17 protein-coding genes are annotated in these 16,996 nt (G+C 51.7%); 12 read left to right on the forward strand and 5 right to left on the reverse strand.

What is annotated here, in order from left to right; genetic code table 11:
* The first annotated feature begins 59 nt into the window (after positions 1-59).
* From P1P89_09555 to P1P89_09570, 4 genes are all read left to right on the forward strand, one after another.
* Complete coding sequence (locus P1P89_09555) at positions 60-1,250, forward strand: ABC transporter substrate-binding protein (protein ID MDF1591745.1); 1,191 nt, start codon at positions 60-62, stop codon at positions 1,248-1,250.
* 251 nt (positions 1,251-1,501) lie between these two features.
* Positions 1,502-2,296: an ABC transporter ATP-binding protein gene (locus P1P89_09560; protein MDF1591746.1), complete on the forward strand. Its 795-nt coding sequence runs from the start codon at positions 1,502-1,504 to the stop codon at positions 2,294-2,296.
* Positions 2,274-3,050, forward strand: coding sequence for an ABC transporter ATP-binding protein (locus P1P89_09565; GenBank protein MDF1591747.1), 777 nt, complete (start codon positions 2,274-2,276; stop codon positions 3,048-3,050). Before P1P89_09560 ends, P1P89_09565 begins: the two co-directional genes overlap by 23 nt.
* A gap of 4 nt (positions 3,051-3,054) precedes the next feature.
* Entirely contained in the window at positions 3,055-4,860 is a 1,806-nt protein-coding gene (locus tag P1P89_09570; protein ID MDF1591748.1) for an AMP-binding protein, read from the forward strand.
* Between the two features lie 98 nt (positions 4,861-4,958).
* On the opposite strand, the gene P1P89_09575 is transcribed toward P1P89_09570, so the two are convergent.
* The 3 genes from P1P89_09575 to P1P89_09585 form a co-directional block, all read right to left on the reverse strand.
* On the reverse strand, positions 4,959-5,708 hold the full coding sequence (locus tag P1P89_09575) for an ABC transporter ATP-binding protein (GenBank protein ID MDF1591749.1): 750 nt from the start codon (positions 5,706-5,708) through the stop codon (positions 4,959-4,961).
* A gap of 468 nt (positions 5,709-6,176) precedes the next feature.
* Positions 6,177-7,406, reverse strand: coding sequence for an amidohydrolase family protein (locus tag P1P89_09580; protein MDF1591750.1), 1,230 nt, complete (start codon positions 7,404-7,406; stop codon positions 6,177-6,179).
* Between the two features lie 9 nt (positions 7,407-7,415).
* Positions 7,416-8,684 (reverse strand): CinA family nicotinamide mononucleotide deamidase-related protein, encoded by a 1,269-nt coding sequence (locus P1P89_09585; GenBank protein ID MDF1591751.1) that lies wholly within the window; start codon positions 8,682-8,684, stop codon positions 7,416-7,418.
* A gap of 412 nt (positions 8,685-9,096) precedes the next feature.
* On the opposite strand from P1P89_09585, the gene P1P89_09590 reads away from it, so the two are divergent.
* The 5 genes from P1P89_09590 (at position 9,097) to P1P89_09610 (ending at position 14,096) form a co-directional block, all read left to right on the forward strand.
* The gene (locus P1P89_09590) at positions 9,097-10,572 is read left to right on the forward strand and encodes an anthranilate synthase component I family protein (protein MDF1591752.1); all 1,476 of its coding nucleotides are present in this window, start codon (positions 9,097-9,099) and stop codon (positions 10,570-10,572) included.
* A 13-nt stretch (positions 10,573-10,585) separates the two neighbouring features.
* Complete coding sequence (locus tag P1P89_09595; GenBank protein ID MDF1591753.1) at positions 10,586-11,188, forward strand: aminodeoxychorismate/anthranilate synthase component II; 603 nt, start codon at positions 10,586-10,588, stop codon at positions 11,186-11,188.
* Positions 11,166-12,182 carry an anthranilate phosphoribosyltransferase gene (trpD, locus tag P1P89_09600; GenBank protein MDF1591754.1) on the forward strand — a complete coding sequence of 339 codons (1,017 nt, stop codon included), beginning with the start codon at positions 11,166-11,168 and terminating at the stop codon, positions 12,180-12,182. The genes P1P89_09595 and trpD overlap by 23 nt, the downstream gene beginning before the upstream one ends.
* A gap of 3 nt (positions 12,183-12,185) precedes the next feature.
* Positions 12,186-12,983 carry an indole-3-glycerol phosphate synthase TrpC gene (gene trpC, locus P1P89_09605; protein ID MDF1591755.1) on the forward strand — a complete coding sequence of 266 codons (798 nt, stop codon included), beginning with the start codon at positions 12,186-12,188 and terminating at the stop codon, positions 12,981-12,983.
* A gap of 435 nt (positions 12,984-13,418) precedes the next feature.
* Complete coding sequence (locus P1P89_09610) at positions 13,419-14,096, forward strand: phosphoribosylanthranilate isomerase (protein MDF1591756.1); 678 nt, start codon at positions 13,419-13,421, stop codon at positions 14,094-14,096.
* A gap of 46 nt (positions 14,097-14,142) precedes the next feature.
* On the opposite strand, the gene P1P89_09615 is transcribed toward P1P89_09610, so the two are convergent.
* On the reverse strand, positions 14,143-15,165 hold the full coding sequence (locus tag P1P89_09615) for a TRAP transporter large permease (protein MDF1591757.1): 1,023 nt from the start codon (positions 15,163-15,165) through the stop codon (positions 14,143-14,145).
* The gene (locus tag P1P89_09620; GenBank protein MDF1591758.1) at positions 15,111-15,452 is read right to left on the reverse strand and encodes a TRAP transporter large permease subunit; all 342 of its coding nucleotides are present in this window, start codon (positions 15,450-15,452) and stop codon (positions 15,111-15,113) included. The genes P1P89_09615 and P1P89_09620 overlap by 55 nt, the downstream gene beginning before the upstream one ends.
* Positions 15,453-16,094: 642 nt before the next feature.
* On the opposite strand from P1P89_09620, the gene P1P89_09625 reads away from it, so the two are divergent.
* The 3 genes from P1P89_09625 to P1P89_09635 all read left to right on the forward strand — a co-directional run bounded on the left by P1P89_09625 (position 16,095) and on the right by P1P89_09635 (position 16,938).
* Positions 16,095-16,382, forward strand: coding sequence for a hypothetical protein (locus P1P89_09625; protein MDF1591759.1), 288 nt, complete (start codon positions 16,095-16,097; stop codon positions 16,380-16,382).
* Between the two features lie 12 nt (positions 16,383-16,394).
* Positions 16,395-16,568, forward strand: coding sequence for a hypothetical protein (locus P1P89_09630; protein ID MDF1591760.1), 174 nt, complete (start codon positions 16,395-16,397; stop codon positions 16,566-16,568).
* A gap of 109 nt (positions 16,569-16,677) precedes the next feature.
* On the forward strand, positions 16,678-16,938 hold the full coding sequence (locus P1P89_09635) for a hypothetical protein (GenBank protein ID MDF1591761.1): 261 nt from the start codon (positions 16,678-16,680) through the stop codon (positions 16,936-16,938).
* Positions 16,939-16,996: the final 58 nt, after the last annotated feature.

A 16,996-nucleotide genomic window follows, 5' to 3' on the forward strand; every position in this document is an offset into this window, starting at 1 on the left:
ACGTATTGTTATAATGGTCCTTTACATTCTTAACCACTTATCAGGAAAGGAGTGCAGCCATGAAAAAGAAACTTTGGGTGATACTGTTGGTTGTGGCCATGATCGCCGGGTTAGGCGTTGCCGCGGTCGCCGAAGAAGGCGTGACCGATACCGAAATTCACATCGGCCAGTGGGGGCCCCAAACAGGTCCGGCCGCGGCCTGGGGGTCGGTGGCCAGGGGCACCGATGCTTACTTTAAAATGATCAATGACCAGGGCGGCATTCACGGCCGCAAGCTGATTCACCACATGTTTGACGATGCCTATAACCCGGCCAAGACCATGGCCGGTGTCAAGGAGTTGCAGGAAGGCACGGGCATGTTCGCCTGGGTTTCCGGTGTCGGCACCGCCCCCGGGCTGGCAGTAAAGGACTATCTGATGGAGCGCAAAATCCCGTGGGTGGGTCCATCGGCCGGTTCCCAGCACTGGATTACCCCGCCGCAAAAAAATCTGTTTGCGGTCTACCCCCTCTATTACATCGAAGCCCAGGCCCTGTGCCGCTATGCCGTCAACAATCTGGGTAAAAAGCGGATCGCCATGGCCTATCAGAACGATGATTACGGCAAGAATGGACTGCAGGGGGCCACGGAAGAACTGGCCCGCCTGGGGCTGAAGCTGGTGGCCAGTGTTCCGGTGGAAATAACCGATACGGACGTAAAACCCCATGTAATGGAGCTGAAAAATTCCGACGCCGATGTGGTTCTTTTATGGACCAGCGTCAGTCATGCGGTTCGGCTTGTGGGAACCAGCGCCGCCATGCAGTTTAAACCGCAATTTATGAGCACCAGCACCTGCTCGGACTTTCCCCTCATGATCCATATCAGTAAAGGCCTGTGGGCCGGCGTGATTGCGGCCACGTTCGGCGAATTGCCGGATTCAACCGATCCGCTGTTGCAGAAGTATAAAAAGGAAGCTTTTGATAAATTTGCCGCCAAGGACGAACGCTGGGGATTATTCTACTATGCCGGGATCCTCTTTGCCGAACCGCTGGTGGAGGGTCTCAAGCGTGTCGGCCGGGATCTGACACGGGAGAAACTGGTGCAGACCATGGAGGGACTTTCCAATTTTAAGGGAATCGGCGGAAGCATCAGCTACAAACCCTTTGATCCCAAAGATCCCATGTCCCGGCAGGGCATGAAGGAAGTTTTCCTGGTTCAATGCGAAGCGGACGGAAAGGGCAAGAAACTCACCGACTGGATGGAGATCAAATAACAGGATCCAGGGGTCGGGGTTCAGGGGCCAGGAAAAGGCAATTGGGCTGAAGGTGGATAGACTGAAGGCTGAAGGTTTATCAAATTTATAAAGTGACAAGTGAATAGTGACGAGTGACGAGAAAAAACCGGGCGTCTGATCCTTGTCACTTGTCACTCGTTACTCGTCACTTTCACCTTCTAAAGGAATTTGCTACGGACAACTGACAACGGACATCGCACGTTTCGCGAAATTCGCTATAGGAACCAATTGTGGATTTTTTTCAAGTCGACAATCTTTCGATCTCATTCGGCGGCCTGATGGCCCTGGACGATATTTCCTTCAAGGCAGCGCAGGGTGAAATACTTGCCATTATCGGCCCCAACGGCGCCGGCAAGACCACCCTGTTTAACTGTATCAACGGCATCTACCGCCCAAACAAAGGGCAGATCCGCTTTAAGGGACAATCCATCCAGGGCCGAAAACCGGATAGAATCGCCCGGATGAAAATTGCCCGCACCTTTCAAAACATCGAGCTTTTCAGCCACTTGAACACCATGGAAAATATCATGCTGGGGCGCCACATTTACATCAAAACCGGCCTCATCCGGGGCGCTTTGATGTGGGGCAGGCGCTCCTTTGCCGGCCGGGAAGAGATTATACACCGGCGCAAGGTTGAGGAAATCATCGACCTGCTGGATCTTCAGTCCGTTCGAAACAAGCTGGTGGGGGGTCTTCCTTACGGCACCCAGAAGCAGATTGAACTGGCCAGGGCCCTGGCCCTGGAACCGGAGCTGCTATTGCTGGACGAACCCTGCGCCGGCATGAATTCGGAGGAAAAGCAGGACATGATCTTCTGGGTCAAAGATATCCAGGATGAACTGGGTGTCACCATCCTGCTGATCGAGCACGACATGAACATGGTCATGGACATTTCCGATCGGATCATCGTTTTAAATTTCGGCAGCAAGATAGCGGAAGGACCGCCCCGGGCCGTGCAGCAGCACCCGGAGGTCCTCAAAGCGTATCTGGGAGAAGAAGAGCTTGAACGCACTGCTCCAAATTAAAAATATTGAGACCTATTATGATTTAATTTACGCAATCCGCGGCGTCTCCCTGACGGTCGTCGAAGGGACCATTACAACCATTCTGGGAAACAACGGCGCCGGCAAATCCACCATATTAAAAACCGTCATGGGGCTGCTGAAAGACCAGCCGGACAAGGGAACCATCGAGTTTATGGGCAACCGCATCGATGGCAGGGATACGGATGAAATCGTCCGGATGGGCATTTCCTATGTTCCCGAGGGACGCGAGGTATTTGAAGAGCTCACCGTCAAAGAAAATTTGATGATGGGCGCCTACACCCGCAAAAACCGGTCGGAAATAAAAGAAGACATCGCGCGGGTGTACCGCTATTTCCCCATATTTATGGAAAGACAGCATCAATGGGCCGGAACCCTATCGGGCGGCGAACAGCAGATGCTGGCCATCGGCCGCGCCCTGATGAGCCGCCCCAAACTTCTTTTTCTGGACGAACCCTCTCTGGGCCTGTCACCCATTTTGGTTAAAGAAATATTTCGTATCATCACCGCCATCCGGAATGAAGGCGTTACCATTCTGCTGGTGGAGCAGAACGCCCGCATGGCATTGTCCATTTCCGATTTTGGTCTCATTCTGGAAAACGGCCGCTTTGTCATGAAAGGAAGCGCCCGGGAACTCATGGATGACAAGGACGTTAAGGAATTTTATATGGGTGTCCGCTCGGAAGCGTCCGCCAAAGGGTATCAACGCTGGAAAAGAAAGAAACGCTGGAGATAATACCGTGACCGTCGAAACCGTCGTTCCCCGGGTTTTTAAAGACACCGTCCAAAAATACGGCGACCGCACCGCCATGCGTAAAAAGGAATTCGGCCTCTGGCACGACATCAGCTGGAACGATTATTACCGGATGGCCGCCCAGGTCGGCGCCGCCTTGGTTTCCATGGGGCTTGAAAAGGGCGACTGCGTTTCGATCATCGGAGACAACTGCTCGGAATGGGTCATTATCGATATGGGCATCCAGTGCGCCGGCGGGATAACCGCCGGTGTTTATGCCACCAATGCCTGGGAGCAGGTGGCCTACATCGTCCAGAATTCCGAATCCAAATTTTTCTTTGTGGAAAATGAGGAGCAGCTGGACAAATGGTTGATGTTCAGGGACAGCGCGCCTCATCTGAAAAAGATGATCGTCTGGGATCTGGAAGGCCTTCGGAATTTTAATGACCCCATGGTGATCAGCTTCGATGAATTGCTGACGGCAGGAAGCCGCGTCCTCCAAAAAAATCCCCGGTTGATTGAAGATTGCATCGATGGGATCGCGCCGGAAGACACTTCCATGCTGATTTATACCTCCGGCACCACCGGTCCGCCCAAAGGCGCCATGCTGACCCACCGCAATCTCATGTGGATGGGTCAGGCCATCACCACCGACAATCCCATGTTTGACAAGGATGAGGTCCTTTCATTTCTTCCCCTTTGCCACGTTTTTGAACAGCTTTTTTCGGTCATGGGCCATATCACCCATGGATACATCGTTAATTTCATCGAAAGCGTCGACACCGTTACCGACAACATGAAGGAGGTCTCACCGACGGTGGGATATGCCGTGCCGCGCATCTGGGAGAAATATTATTCCGCCATTTACATCAGAATGTCGGACACCACCTGGTTTAAACGGATGATCTTTCATGTGGCCCTTAAGATCGGAAAAAAACGGGCGGGGTTAAAAATGAATTTTCAAAAAATCCCCCTTCCCCTGGAACTCTTATACCGGCTGGCCTACCTGGCGGTTTTCCGCAAATTAAAGGAACGGCTGGGTTTTGACCGGCTGCGGGTGGCTTATTCCGGGGCAGCCCCCATTTCACCCGACGTGCTGTTGTTTTTTCAGTCCATCGGCGTCAACCTGATCGAAGGATATGGCCAGACCGAAGGCACCGGTGTCACCTGTATTTCCCGGATGGGGAAAATAAAATTCGGATATGTGGGACCTCCCCTCACGGGGGCAGAGATAAAGATTGCCGAGGACGGCGAGATCCTGCTGAAATCCCCCGGCGTTTTCAAGGGGTATTTCAAAAACCCGGAAGCCACGGCCGAAACCATTAAAGACGGCTGGCTCCATTCCGGCGATGTGGGCGAGATTGACGCAGACGGTTTCTTAAAGATTACCGACCGCAAAAAGGACATCATTGTTACGGCCGGCGGCAAGAATATCACGCCTCAATACATTGAAAACAAGCTGAAATTCAGCCCCTATATCAATGATGCCGTCGTTATCGGCGACGGCCGCAAATATCTTGCCAGCCTGATCATGATCGACGAAGACAACGTGGTCAAATACGCCCAGGATCATAAAATCCAGTTCTCAACCTACAAAGATCTCACCCAGCACCCGGAAATCATCAAGTTGATTCACGCAGAAGTGGAAGAGGTCAATCAATCCCTTTCCCGGGTGGAACAGGTAAAAAAATTCACGCTGCTGCCCAAAAAACTTTACGAGGAAGACGGCGAAGTAACCCCCACCATGAAGGTCAAACGCAAGTACGTCAATAAGGCGTTCAGCGACTTGATTGAAAAGATGTACAAGGGGTAATAGGAAATAGGGATCAGGGGTCGGGTGTCAGGGAAAGGAAAATTCGCTTTGAATCCCTGGCATCCAAAACCTTAGCCCCGACCCCTGATCCCTATTTCCTATTTACAACACACCGGACACCCCTGAATCCGCAGCGGCTTTTCCAGATGGCTTTCCGCCAAAAGCGCATCGTTCTGGAATATCTCAGTAGTCGGTCCGTCGGCGGTCACGCGCCCGTTGTGCATCACGATGGTGCGTTCACACAGATCGATCACCATGTCCAGATCGTGGGTTGCGATGATTTTGGTATGCTTGAATGTTTTCAGAAGTTCGATCAGCTGCCGTCGGGCTTTGGGGTCCAAATTCGAAGTGGGTTCATCCATCACCAGGATATCCGGTGACATGGAAAGAACCGTTGCAATCGAAACAGCCCGTTTTTCACCGCCGGAAAGTTTGTAGGGCGGACGATTTTTCAAATGGCCGGCGCCTACGATGGAAAGAGCGTTCGTGACCCGGGCATCGACGTCCCGGGGGGTAAGCCCCAGGTTCAGAGGACCGAAGGCCACATCATCATAAACGGTCGGCATAAACAGCTGATCGTCCGGATCCTGGAATACCATGCCGACGGTCCGACGGACCAGTTTGAGAGTCTCCTTGGTCAACGGAAAATCCCCGATCTGGATGGCGCCCTTTGCCGGCGCCAGATATCCGTTTAAGTGCAGCAGCAGGGTGGACTTGCCGGCGCCGTTGGCGCCGACGATGGCCATGGATTCACCATGGGCAACCCGAAAGGAAACCCCCTGCAGGGCCGGCGTTCCGTCCGGATAGGCATATTCAAGGTCACGCACTTCAACAATATGATGGGACATATCTTCATCTCCAAATAAATCTAATATTCAGAAAAAATCCCCCTTGCTCCCTTTCATAAAGCGGCTCGACATTAGCCGTTCGGCCCTGAGCTCACGGCCGAAGGGCTCGCCGAATGTGGAGGCCGGGAGAGATTTTAAAATGTTGTCGTATTTATGAAATTCCGAACTAAACCGTCTTATTACCCCGTCTCAGTCAATTACTAATGGGTGCGAAATTATTTAGACATGGCCGCGTAAGCGGTGACCGGGGCGGCCGCGTTTCGGAGCGGGAAACTGTTTGAACGCATTAGAGCGCGTTGGGCCGAACAGCGCGACGGATTCCCGCATAAAAGACTGGCGTCAATGAACCTCCTAATACCCTCTGTCGGTCCGGGTCCTGTTCGGCCCTACGCGCGCTTATGCGTGAGTTTTTCACGATTCGAAACGCGGCCGCCCCGGTCGCCTTATGTACATTTAATTATGTACCCCTTAGTAAGTCCCGGACGGCACAGCTGCGGAATCGTAAAAAACCCCTTTAATGCATATTTTTTTTATTGAAAGCAGGCTGTCCGGCAATCCATCCGGGCCGCCCGTTACAACAATAAACGACGCCGGCAAACCCCGGCACAGCAAAGAGGGGGCCGGCAGATTTAAAAGCCGGGCGCCATTGGCGGTGGCGCACTGGATCGCCTCCTGGATAGACAAACCGGCCTGTTTCAGAATGATCAACTCCTGAACAATCCCACTGCCATGCTGAACGCCGATGCTGCCGGCGTCTGTGCCAACCGCAATGGGAACCCTCAGATTCCTTGCAGCAGCGATTTGTTCCATCTGGTCTTCCAGATTCCGGCGGGCCACATCCTGATTTTCACCGATCCGCTCCAAATGCTCACAATAGGCCTTCATGGTTGCGGCTGTGGGAATCCAGAATATGTCCTTTTCAGCCATTTGCTTTAAATTTTCATTTCCCATGAAAAACCCATGTTCAATCGAATGGCAGCCGGCTGAAACTGATATTTCAACCGGAATTTTTCCATTGGCATGAGCCATGACAAAAAGCCCTTTACGCCGAGCGGCCCCAACAGCCGCTTTCATCTCACCGAGACTGAATTGCGGGGGTGTTTGATACCCGAACTTGACCAGGCTGTTCAACCCGGAATTAACGATTTTAACATGGTCGATTGTTGCATCTTCTGCGGCGATGGCTTCTGCAAGTGAACGATCGTCAGCAGGCGCCCGGCCGATCAGCCTGCCGTAGCGGCCCTGACGATGCCAGGCCCTGCCGGCCGCTTGAAGCTGAAAGGGGGTTGCGTCCTTATCCAGGCAATCATCTCTGTAGCGCAGCGCATGGGCGTGATGGTCGCCGCCGTCTCTGACGGCAGTGACACCGGACATCAGATGGGCCGCGATATGACGGGCAATCACTTTTTTTGTGTCGCTGAAGGGGGCATCCATCTGCCGGGCCCGAATATTCAAATCCGATGTGCCCGACATAAAGAGATGGACATGGCTGTCCACCAGACAGGGTAAAATAGTATCTCCGCTCAGGTCCAGAACTGCCGACCGCTCTTCACAGCTTTGCGCCGATGCCCCGATGGCCGCAATCAACCCGTTTTGAATACGAAGCCTAACATTTTCCTGAACAGCGTCTCCGCTGCCGTCAATCACCCATCCGGCGCAAATCGTCAGCAAGTCCTTGGATTTTTGCGGGCTGCTCATAGAATCCCGTTAAAAGACGTACCGGTCCAAAAAGGATTTCATCAGCGCTCGCCGCAGCACATCCAATGCGCTTGCAGCAAAGACCTCTTTGTTTCTCAACCGGTGGCCGAACGGAAAATAGTAGCGCTGCCCTGTGAGTGCATCGGGTGTCGCCAGCCCGATGCAGACCGTCCCCACCGGTTTCTCTGCGGTTCCGCCGTCCGGTCCGGCAATGCCGCTGGTGGCAAGGCCGTAAGTCGCCCCGGCAATTCGTCGAACGCTTGCCGCCATTTCCTTGACCGTCTCTTCGCTGACGGCGCCATATTGTTTTAACGTATCCGGAGATACAGCCAGAATTTTGGTTTTGGCATCATTCGAATAGGTGACGCCTGAAAAGAGAAAGTAGTCCGAGCTTCCCGGAACATTTGTCAGCCAGTCCGATATCAGTCCGCCGGTACAGCTTTCCGCAACCGCCAGAGTAGCCCCCTGTTGTTTTAAAAGACGGCCCACCACCTTTTCGATGGAGCTGCCGTCAACACAAAGCACTTTTTCCCCCAGCTGCGTTGTCACCCAATCCGTGGCTGTTTGCAGCGTTGCGGCAAGGGAGCGCTCATCCTGACCGCGCATATAGAGTTTGACATGAATTTCCGGAAACTTGACCCGAAACCCCAGCTTCACCCCGGGGAACATTGCTTCATATCCGGCCAAACGCTCACCGGTGGCCGATTCGGTCAACCCGAACGTCGTTATGGTTCGTGAAAGGGCATACGCCTTGTCTTTGCCTTGAATGATTTCCAGCCGCGGCAGTACAATCTCCGAAAGCATTCGTCGCATCTCAGCAGGAACTCCGGGAAGAAAGAAAAAGCGACAGCCATCAATTTGACAGCAGAATCCCGGGGCTGTCCCGATCGGATTCATGAGGGGTTCAGCGCCTGCGGGGAAGAACGCCTGCTTTTCATTGGAACGGCTCATCGTCCGTTGGCGCGAGCTAAAATACGACCTGACGGCATCGAGCGCTCCAGGATTGAGCACCAGTTCAACCCCGGCGGCACGGGCGGCAGCGGCAGCGGTCAAGTCGTCAACCGTGGGCCCGAGGCCGCCGGTAACCACAGCGGTTTGCGCTCGGCGACCGATTTCTTGCAACACCGAAACCAGGGCTGCCATATCATCACCCACACAGGTATGCCGCACCACATCCATTCCTGCCTGCTCCAGTTTTTGGGCAATATAAGCGGAATTGGTGTCCACTGTTGCACCCGACCGGATTTCTTCGCGTGTTGAAAGTATTTCCGCAATCATAGCTGAATTTATACCCCGATTATCTGGTGATACGACCGTAACAGCAATTTTCAGCGAATTTCAAAACGCGATCAACCGGTGCTCTTTATGTGTTGGCCGTCTTCACCGATAATTGCAGATCGTAAAATATATACTTGACAAATTCACCTGAACTTCATATGGTCACATTCAATTCAGGAGTAAAACTAATTGATTTCAACGATGAGCGCAAGCAGAAACAGCAGAAATACTTTTAAGGGCTGGTGGTGGTGGAACCACAGGGAGGGGTCTGCCGACGGAACCGCTTAAGCCTGATGCAACACATAGGCAAACAATTCAAGGACCGTGGGCAGTCAACCCCACGGTCCTTTTTGTTTGGTCAAAGGGCCGTGGAAAACCACACGGCCTTTTGTCGTTAAAAGAAAGGAACACCATGCTGCTTTCACAATTTCCGGAACTGAGCGAATTTAAAAAACTGGCACAACAGTTTAATGTCATACCGGTATGTGTTGAAATTCTGGCGGATACTGAAACGCCGGTTTCGCTGCTCAGAAAAGTACACCACAGCCAAAAGCCCGCTTTTCTTTTTGAGAGTGTTGAAGGCGGTGAACGCTGGGGGCGTTACAGTTTTCTGAGCACTTCCATCCGTAGCCATGTGCGGGTATACGCCGAATACGTTGAAATAGAGCAGGAAGGTCAGAAACAACAACTCCCCCATGGGGGAAATCCGCTTTCGGTTTTAAGGATGCTGATGAGCCGATACCGGGCAGCCCAGGTGCCCGGCCTGCCCCGTTTCTGGGGAGGGCTGGTGGGGTATATGACCTATGAAATGGTATCCTTCTTTGAAGCGATCCCCAACCGAATGCCTCCGGAAAAGCCCATTGCCCATTTTATTATACCGGACGGCCTCCTGATTTTTGACAACATCCGCCACACCCTGCTTGCAGTGAGAATCTGTTTTCTGGACGAGCAGGTAAATCTTGATAAGGTTTTTGGGGAAGCCCGGGAAAAAATCAACGCCTTCCTGGACAAAATGGAACAGCACTTGCCGGAAAAACAAAAACATCCGAACCCGGCCGGATGTCATCTTGCGGCGCTGTGGGAAGATGACCGCTATTGTTCGCTGGTCCACAAGGTAAAGGAATACATTCTGGCAGGAGATGTCATCCAGACGGTCATCTCCCAGCCGTTTGGCTGCAGCCCGGCCCCTGATCTTTGGTCGCTATACCGCGCCCAGAGATTTATCAACCCTTCCCCCTATCTTTACTTTCTCCATCTGGACGATACCACCCTGATCGGTTCATCTCCGGAAACAATGGTTCGCCTGGAAAACGGCATCGCCACCCTGCGCCCCATTGCCGGAACCCGACCCAGAGGCAAAACCGAGCAGGAAGACCGATCCCTGGCGGATGAACTGCTCTCCGATGTAAAAGAACGGGCCGAACATCTCATGCTGGTGGACCTGGGCCGCAACGACCTGGGGCGCGTGGCTGAAACCGGAACCGTTCAGGTGACGGACCTGATGGTTGTGGAGCGTTATTCACATGTGATGCATCTGGTCTCAAACATCTGCTGCGACGTCAAACCGAAATTCGATGCCTGGGATTTATTACAGGCAACCTTTCCGGCAGGGACCCTGTCCGGTGCGCCCAAGGTCAGGGCCATGGAAATTATCGCGGAACAGGAGCAGGGCCCCAGAGGCCCCTACGGCGGCGCCGTGGGGTATGTATCCTTTTCCGGCAACATGGACATGGCCATTACGATCCGCACCGCCTGCGTTGAGAATGATCATTTGACGGTTCGGGCCGGCGCCGGCATCGTGGCGGATTCCGATCCGGAACGGGAACGCATTGAAACTGAAAATAAAGCCATGGCCATTCAAAAAGCATTGCAGCTGATTCGGGCCTGATGGAGGAAAACCGATGATTGTTATGATTGACAACTATGATTCGTTTACCTACAACCTGGTGCAATACCTTGAAGAACTGGGTGCACCGGTAAGCGTCTTTCGAAACGACAAGATCACGGTCGCCGAAATCGAGGCGCTGCAGCCTGCCGGGATCGTCATTTCTCCGGGACCGGGGCGCCCCGAATCCGCAGGGATATCCATAGACGTGCTCAAGCATTTTTCCGGCAAAATACCCGTTCTCGGGGTCTGCCTGGGACATCAGGCCTTTGGCGAGGCCTTTGGCGCAAAGGTTGTCCCTGCTAAAAGACTGATGCACGGAAAGACGTCCACAATCAGTGCCGACGGCAAGGGCATTTACCAGGGAATCCATAATCCCTTCCAGGCCATGCGTTATCACTCGCTGGCCGTCTCCCGGGATAATTTGCCGGACTGTTTGATGATCAGCGCGGAATCCGAAGACGGCGAAATCATGGGAATCCGTCATCGGGAACACGCCACTGAAGGGATTCAATTCCACCCGGAATCCATCATGACGCCGGTGGGTAAACGGCTGCTCAGAAATTTTTTTAATTTGACAAAGGAGGACACCCCGCATGTTTCGCGAAAATCTGAATAAAATTATTCAAAGAAAAAACCTGAATGAAACAGAAATGTCGCAAATGATAACGGAAATATTCTCCGGCGACATAACCGATGCCCAAACCGGCGCATTCATGGCCGCTCTGGCAACCAAGGGCGAAACTTTTGAAGAACTGGCCGGCGCAGCCAAAGCCATGCGGCGCAAGGCCCGCCGGATTCAGAATTCTTCAGCTACCGTTGTGGACACTTGCGGAACCGGCGGCGATGGCGCCAACACCTTCAACATATCCACCACCACCGCCTTTGTGGTGGCCGGCTGCGGTGTAACCGTCGCCAAGCACGGCAACCGTTCGGTTTCAAGCCGGTGCGGCAGTGCCGATCTGCTGGAAGCCCTGGGTGTAAAGATCGATACGGAACCTGAACTGGTGGAAGAAGCGGTTGCTGAAATCGGCATCGGCTTTCTATTTGCACCCATTTTCCACGGCGCCATGCGCTTTGCCGCCAAAGCCAGAAAAGAAGTCGGGCTTCGTTCCATCTTCAACATGCTGGGTCCCCTCACCAATCCGGCAGCAGCCAACTGCCAGCTTTTAGGCGTGTATCGGCCCGAACTGACGGAAATGTTTGCAAATGCCCTGAAGCTGCTGGGGGCCAAAAGAGCCTTCGTTGTTCACGGCCATGACGGCATGGATGAAATCAGCACCTGCGCTCCTACCCGGGTTTCCGAGCTCACGGGTGGTATGATCCGCACATACGATATTACCCCCGCGCAGTTCGATATCAAGCAGGCGGGCCCCGCTGAATTAACCGGCGGGGATCCCCAAACAAACGCCGATATCACAAACAGGATTCTGAAAGGCGAAAAAGGCCCCAAACGGAACATTGTGCTACTGAATGCCGCCGCCGCCCTGGTGGCCGCCGGCAAGGCCCAAGACTTCAAAGCGGGTATTCGGTTGGCTGAAAATTCAATTGATACGGGCGCCGCGCTGGGCAAGCTGCAAGCGCTGGTCCGTTTTACCCAAGACAACGCTTAAAACATGAAAACAGATTTTTTAACCCGGATCATTGAAGATAAAAAACTGGCCGTGGCGGCAGCCAAAAAGAAAACCCCTGAGAACCGCCTGCGGGACGATGCTTTCCAACCCAGAGCGCGCCGACCGTTTAGGGAACGCTTTACACAGCCCGGTCCGGCGGGCATTAACATCGTCGCCGAAATCAAACGGGCCTCACCTTCAAAGGGGGTGATCCGTCCGGACCTGGATCCGGTGCAGTATGCCCGGGCTTTTGAGCGCGGCGGCGCTGCCGCGCTCTCGGTTCTGACGGAAAAGCACTATTTTCACGGCAGCGTCACAGATCTGACTGCCGCACGCGAAGCGACTTCGCTGCCGGTCCTGCGAAAGGATTTTATCGTCTCAACCTACCAGCTATATGAATCCGCGCTGCTCAACGCCGATGCGGTTCTCCTGATCGTACGAATCCTTTCACGGCAGCAATTGCAGGAATATCTTGATCTTTGCCGCCTGCTTCAACTGGATGCCCTGGTGGAAGTGCATTCTGAAAAGGATATTGAAACAGCCAATTGGTCCGGCGCCGAACTTATCGGTATCAACAACCGCAATTTAAGTTCTTTTAAAACCGACATCCAAACCGCCGTCCGGATAAAATCGCTCCTGCAGCCGCAGCAAGTGGCTATTGCTGCCAGCGGTATCGCCACGCGCCTGGACATCGTAAAAAATCTACAGGCCGGTATATGGAATTTTCTGATCGGTGAGAGCCTGGTACGGGCCAATGATCCGGAAAGGTTTCTTAAGAGACTGATGCCGGATACAGGCTGAAATATCAGGCATCAAAAATGCCGGCTTTTGTTTCCCCCGGAGGGGATTCGCATTGATGTAATCTCCATCACTTGTTAAAATTACAAGTATCAAATTCCAAATGTCAAATAATTACCAATGACCAAAATTCGAAAATCCAAATAATGATTCGTTCCGGAAAGTTTTGAACATTGATGATCTTGTAAAAAGTCGAAAATGCGCCTCTTTCGTCATTCCCGCGAAGGCGGGAATCCAATAATTTCAGACGGTTCTGGATTCCGGATCAAGTCCGGCATGACAATTGGAGTACTTTTTACGAATTCATCAACATTCGAATTTGAGATTTGTTTGTAATTTGGTACTTGAAATTTGAATTTTTATACACAAAAACCAAGGATAAACCGGTTAACTCTGACGTGGCCCGAGGACCAGTTTTTCTATACTGGAACAAACAATATGAAACCTTCACCAACTGAATTATATAGACCTCAAGTCAAAATCTGCGGCCTAACCTCCCCGGAAGCAGCATTGGCCTGCGCGGAACTGGGTGTCGACGCCATCGGGTGTGTATTTTTTCCCAAAAGCCCACGCCATTTGAGCGAAAGGCAGGCCAGGGAAATTTGCGCTGTTTTGCCTCCGGAAGTTAAGAAAGTGGGCGTGTTTGTAAACGAAACTTACTTGCATATCATGCAAAAGGTGGAACGCTGCGGATTAACAGTCGTTCAGCTGCACGGTCAGGAATCACCGGAATTGGTCCATGAGATACTCAATAAAAATATTCCGGTCATCAAGGCCCTTTTTACCGCAGGCGTCCCGTCCTTTTCGGACGCTCAAAAATACCGGGCATCGGCCTTTCTGGTGGAATGCGGCAGCGGGATACTGCCCGGCGGCAATGCCCTGACATGGGACTGGCAGCAGGCCCGAAAAATCAGCGAAACCTACCCCCTCATCCTAGCCGGCGGACTTTCGCCTGATAATGTCTCGCAGGCCATCGCCGCCTGCCGTCCGGCAGCCGTGGATGTCAGTTCCGGCGTGGAAAAAGCTCCCGGCATAAAGGACCTCACAAAGGTAAAGGCTTTTCTTGATTCGGTTTTTTGCAGTAAATATAAGGAAAAATTAAACAAGGTATTTTAAAAATCAGAACGGTTTTTATTCCGACTGAACGTATCATGGAATAAAGTTAAACAGAACCTCCCTCACTTGAAAAACCCAGTATCCGCGGCAGCCACAAAACCCAATCCGGCAGATAGGTCATGAGAAAAAGCACAATCAACTGAATGATCAGGAAGGGTATCACGGCACGGGTGACGTAGATGATATCACGGTTGGCAATTGCTCCGGTTATGTAAAGACTGACACCGACCGGCGGCGTGCAATTTCCGATGGCCATGTTGACGGTCATGATCAAACCAAAGTGCATCAGGTCCACGTTGAATTCTTTGAGCATCGGCAAAAACACCGGGGTAAGGATCAGGGTCGCCGAGATGATATCCATGAACATGCCGTCCACCAGCAGCATCACATTGATAACCAGCAGGAAAACAACCGGGGAATGAACCGTTGCAAGAATGGCTTCCGAAACCTTGCTTGGGATGTCTTTCATGGTAAGCAGCATGCCAAAGGAACTTGCACCGGCAACAATAAAGAGAAGGGTTGCAGAAGTAACCGCCGACTGCACTGTAATGCGTTTCACATCAGACAATTTGATTGCTTTGTGAATATAAAGCTCCAAGAAAAAAGCATAGACGCATGCCACCACGGCAGCTTCATTGGCAGTGAATATGCCGGAATAGATGCCGCCGAAAATGATGACCGGCAACGTTAATGACCAGAATCCATCTTTCAGAATGAGCAGCAGTTCCCTTGGGCTTGATAGGTATGAACGCGGGATCCGATTGTCATTTTTAAAAATAAAATAGGTATAGAGACAAGTCCCGATCATGATCAGGATACCGGGTAGGAACCCGGTCAGAAACAGGCCTTCAAGCGATACGTTGGTGACCATGCAGTAAAGAATCATGCTGATGCTGGGGGGTATGATCACTCCAAGATTCGGCGCCGATGTCATCAGCCCGATGGTGTACTTCTCAGGATAGCCGTACGACAGCAACGCCGGAATCATGAATCCGCCGAGCGCCACGACAGTGGCTACAGTGGATCCTGAGATGGCGCCGTAAAGTCCGCAGGCAAGAACACCGGCCATTCCCAGCCCGCCGGCAGCCAGCTGACGAGCGCGTTGGCAACTTTGATGAGCTTTGAGACAATGGCGCCGGCTGTCATGATATTGCCGCACAGAATAAAAAAAAGCACCACCACCAGGGCAAACTTGTCCATGCTGCGGAACATGGTCTGCACCAGCATCAGCATGGGCATGCCTCCAAAGATCAATATCCCAATGGTCGCGGTCATAAACAGACAAATACCCACCGGAATGTAAACCGCTAGCCCCCCTAACAAAATCATAAGAATGATAATGCTGATAGTATCCATCGTAACTCGTCTCCTTGCGCGTCATGCTCAGATATTTCATGCCACGGGTTTTATGCTTCTTGTACTCTTTGCATCGTCCGGTCCATACTTTTACCAGCCAAGATCAAACGATGCATAAGTGCAAGTGGTAAAAATGTTGATTGGGAATATAGACGAACCGATCTGATCACCTGAAAATTGTTCCAGACAAAACGGACCGGCCGAAAGGAGGCCATTAGCAAGGAAGGCTTTTGTTCGGCACGATGCAGCAGACTGTAAAAGTAGGCTAACTCCGGCCCTAAGACGGGACCATCCCGTCAAATGGAACGTATATGTATCAGGATCAACCTGAATAATCAAATGAATTTTATGGCTGTCAATCCCTGACTCACCGACTTACCTTTTGCCGGCAACATCACCAGAGTGAGAGAGTAGGGAAAACCCGACTACAGACTGCCAATGCCGAAACAGTCCGGGTTGTTACTGAGCCGTAGAACCCGAGGCTTAACAAGCGGCGATCCCCTGACCAAACCGTTCAAAAAAGCGCGAATAGACCGTCGAACCAGAATATGTGGGGATTGACTATTATGTCACTATGTGGTATTTTATCAACGTAAGATCAAAAGGGTCAGTCCGATTCAATAATGGAGGAAATTGCAAAAGATGCGCAAGGTAGCGGTGCTCATTAATGATGTAAACCAGCAGTATGAGGGATTGCGTTCCAGCCTGGGAATGCTGCTTTACAACACTCAGGTTCGAATGTTTGTCCTCAACCACGAAATCGCCAGCATGGACGAGGCCTATGAAGACAACATGGGATTCTTAGATGAAATGGAAGGTGAACGATTCTCCAATAATCTCGCAAATGTTGAAAAATACGGATTTAAATTTAAAACCATTGACGAGATCGCCGCCATGCTTCGGGAGGCTGACCTCGTCATTCCTTTCTAAAGGGGAAACAACATGAAGATACTCAATATTCTCAGAAATGAACCTGATGATACCGTAAACAAAATTATGGAAGTCATTTCCAAAGACAACATGGTCAACGTTGTTTCCCTGAATGGTGGCAAAGTGGACTGGTCACACCTAGTAGATGAAATTTTCTCGCATGATAAAGTCATTTCCTGGTGGTAATTTGTTCTGTCGCTATCGGATTAACTGCGTCTGCTATCCAACATGCCTCCTGGACGCATGGGATTTTTCTTGAATCGATCGCTTAGACAATAAATGGAAGAAGAACACCATGAATAAAACTTTGGGAATTCTGGTGAGTTCAGACAAGCACCTTGATCATATCATCAACTTGACCACCTCAGCACATGCTAAAGGTAAAGAAGTTGAGATTTTCTTTACCGGCAATGGGGTCCGCCTCACCCAGTCGCCGGATTTTATCAAGCTCATCGGAAAAGCCAAATTGAGTATGTGTGACGTCAGTTTTCGCGCCTTGGGTTTTAAGGGGGAAGTTCCGGGTTTGGGTTTTAAAGATTACTGGGTATGCAGTTAACTCAACCGCCCACTATATGTAGAGGGTTGCCTCCAATAATCATTTGGCGCGACACAGG

The organism is Desulfobacterales bacterium, from assembly GCA_029211065.1.
Taxonomy (GTDB): domain Bacteria; phylum Desulfobacterota; class Desulfobacteria; order Desulfobacterales; family JARGFK01; genus JARGFK01.